Source organism: Exiguobacterium sp. A1_3_1 (assembly GCF_048985645.1).
Classification (GTDB): domain Bacteria; phylum Bacillota; class Bacilli; order Exiguobacteriales; family Exiguobacteriaceae; genus Exiguobacterium_A; species Exiguobacterium_A indicum.
In genome coordinates this window covers 1-3124 of sequence record NZ_WBYY01000257.1, presented here as the reverse complement: position 1 = coordinate 3124, position 3124 = coordinate 1, and the positions used below count along the sequence as shown (strand labels likewise).

General features: G+C 52.3%; 4 protein-coding genes. All 4 read left to right on the top strand.

The genetic code is table 11. The features are described 5' to 3' along the window. Positions 1-490: sensor histidine kinase (locus F8N00_RS17315; RefSeq protein ID WP_421018673.1), on the top strand; the 490-nt coding region annotated here is incomplete at its 5' end. Between the two features lie 95 nt (positions 491-585). Then, positions 586-1368: a DUF3919 family protein gene (locus F8N00_RS17310; RefSeq protein ID WP_421018672.1), complete on the top strand. Its 783-nt coding sequence runs from the start codon at positions 586-588 to the stop codon at positions 1366-1368. Beyond that, positions 1365-2354 carry an ABC transporter substrate-binding protein gene (locus tag F8N00_RS17305; protein ID WP_052017082.1) on the top strand — a complete coding sequence of 330 codons (990 nt, stop codon included), beginning with the start codon at positions 1365-1367 and terminating at the stop codon, positions 2352-2354. The genes F8N00_RS17310 and F8N00_RS17305 overlap by 4 nt, the downstream gene beginning before the upstream one ends. 35 nt (positions 2355-2389) lie before the next feature. Next, the coding region (locus tag F8N00_RS17300; protein ID WP_421018671.1) for an MFS transporter at positions 2390-3124 on the top strand (735 nt) is incomplete at its 3' end.

The following is a 3124-nucleotide window of genomic DNA, read 5'->3' as shown; positions in this document are numbered from 1 at the left end:
ACACAATCTTGAACAGGCGAAACAACAACGCAACGAACGCCACGCGACGTCGACGATGTTCGCACTCGATGTCTTGCTCGCAGACGCCTTATTCATCATGCAACTGCGACTTGACGGACAAGGGATTCAAGTCGAACAAGATGTTCCTTCTATTTACGTGCTCGGACAACCGGATCAGACGAAGCAAGTCTTGTTAAATCTTCTCGAGAATGCCGTCAAGTACAGTGACGCGATGACGGTGACGTTCGCAGCAGTCAGTACGGACACGAGCTTACAACTTCTCATGACAGATGACGGAATTGGTATGGATCCAGCCGTCCTGACCGAATGGAAGGAGGAGCAACATAGTCTGACGACGGCGAGCGGGAATGGACTCGGTCTACCGCTTTGTCGGCGTTTGATGCAGGAACAAGGCGGCGATTTCGCACTGGAAAGTGATGCGAGCGGTACACGTATCACACTCACCTTCCGATTAGCCGACCAAACATGATGTAATCGCTTACAAATGATACATTTACGAAACATTTCGACCGGATTTACGAAACAATTGCCCCGTAATCTAAGAATCAAGCAAGGAGAGGAATCATGAAAGCATCGACCATCGCCTATCTCTTCCTGATGGGGGTCTTGTTTGCCCTCGGTCTTCTTTTGCTTCAGCAGACGGTCTTCGGACGCTTACATGTCCTCGATGGACCGAAACGACTGAATGCTTCCGATGACTCGCTGCCGACGGAGTTGACATTACGTCACCGGGCATGGGGGGAGCAGACGGTAGAAGACGGAACGGAAGTCCAGCGCATCACGACGCTATTGAAGCAAATGAAGACGGTGACAAACGGGACCTGTCCGGCGGGTACGGCGACGGCGACGTTTACCGGAACGCTTCGTTTCTTGAACGGAACGACGTGGACGTTCTCGCTCGGGGAAAGCATGACACTGAATGGACAATGTGTTGCAAAACGTCCCAGCACCCAAACGACGACATTAAAAGCACGGTTCTTAAACGCCTATCACGAACCGGAACAGCTCGCGCGTCAGTTTGCTGAGGCGGAAGTCGTGACATGGTATGCAGCGGGACGGTCGCGTACTCTAACCGCACGCGAGCGTGAAGACGTCAAGCGTCGCCTGGCGCAAGCAGAGCCGATGACGGACTACGAAGAAGTCGGTCAGGCACTTGATGCGAGTCAGCGGCAGCCGCGCATTCTCAAGCTCCAGCGGTTCAAGAATGAGCAGAATACGCGTGCCAATCTGCTGAACATCACCGTATACGAGACGTTGTTCAGCGTCCAGTACATGGATGATGACAATGGGAACACCTTCTATTTAAACGGACAACTCCTGCCGACCGGGAAGGAGGCAGATCGATGAGAAAAGGAATGCTCTTCTTGCTGAGTATCATTTGTCTCATGAGCATTTGGATCGTCCGCAACAATGAACAGACGAAGCAGGGAACGGCTGCACGGGAAACCGTACCGCATTTGACGGCGTATGTTTCCGCGAAAGAGGATATCGGTCGCGCCTTGCTGTCGTCATATTGTGAGCAGGCGGGTTGTACGTATGAGTTCGTGCGTCTCTCGACAGAAGAACTCGTCCGGCGTGTGACGAAGGAAGCGGATCATCCGCGCGCCGACGTCATCATCGGCGGAACGTGGGATGCCCACCAGACGCTCAAACAACGGGGATTATCGACACCGTTCCCAAGCGACATGGATCAAGCGGAACTGCAGGATCCGGATCGCTACTGGATCGGCTATGAAGTCGAACGCTTAGCGATCGTCATTAATACAGACGTTTGGAACGAGCGGTTCGGGGGAGCAGCTTATCCGAAAACGCTGGCTGACTTGACGGCGAAGCGGTATCAGGACGAGTTGATTTTGCCGGATCCGAACCATTCCGGTACCGGTGCGACGATCTTGCAAGCGGTCTTTGACGGATACGGGACGAAAGCGGAAAACGTCTTACGCCAGCTAATCGAGCGAACGCGACTGTTCACGGCGAACGGCTTTGCACCGACGTCGTATGTCGCAAGTGGGGAAGCGATGCTTGGGGTCAATTTCATCGGGGATCAACAATCGCTGCGCGAAAAGTATTATCCTGTCAAAAGCATTCCACTCGATACGTACTCGATCAACGCGATTTCAAAGCTGAAAGGACGGACGCAACAAAAGCAGGCGAACGCCTTCATGCGTTTCGTGCTTTCAGCAGACGGTCAGGCCATCTTGCGGAAAGTCTCGTTTGGTACGCCGACCTATGCGATCGCGAAGACACAACCGATCCAGCAAAACGTCGGACAGGATATCGTCGCCGACTATCGGGATTATCTCCGTCGATTCAATCAGCTCCAGGACAAATGATGCGAAGACTCTGATTCAGATAGGGGAAATGGAAGATGGGCTTCTTCAGCATCAAAAAATTGCCGAATGCCGGCATACCAATCGAAGTACAACGGAAACAATGGTTACAACAATTCTTAAAGGCATTTTTAGTCGTCTTCTTCTCATACATGGCGATGTATCTCATCCGGAACAACTTCAAGGCAGCGCAACCGCTCTTGAAAGAGGAACTCGGCTTTACGACGACGGAACTCGGATATATCGGCTTTGCCTTCTCGATTACATACGGAATCGGGAAAACGTTACTCGGTTATTTCGTTGACGGGAAAAACACGAAACGTGTCATCTCGTTCTTATTGATCTTATCTTCTCTAATTGTCACCGCGATGGGACTGTTGATGAGTGCTGGTGGAAGTCCAGTCGGTCTCTTGATGGTTTTATGGGGACTCAGTGGGTTCTTCCAATCGGTTGGGGGACCGTCGTCGTATTCGACGATTGCTCGTTGGACACCGTTTGAAAAACGTGGGCGTTACCTCGGTTTCTGGAACGTTTCGCACAACATCGGTGGAGCGATTGCCGGGGGTCTCGCCCTTTGGGGAGCGAACGTCTTCTTTAACGGCAGTGTCGTCGGGATGTTCATCTTCCCAGCTGCGATTGCGCTCGTCATCGGGATCGTCGGGCTGTTCATCGGGAAGGATGATCCGGAGGAACTCGGGTGGAACCGGAGTGAAGAAATCTTCGAAGAACCGATCGAACCGGAAAATATCGCTGCAGAAAGCATGACGAAATGG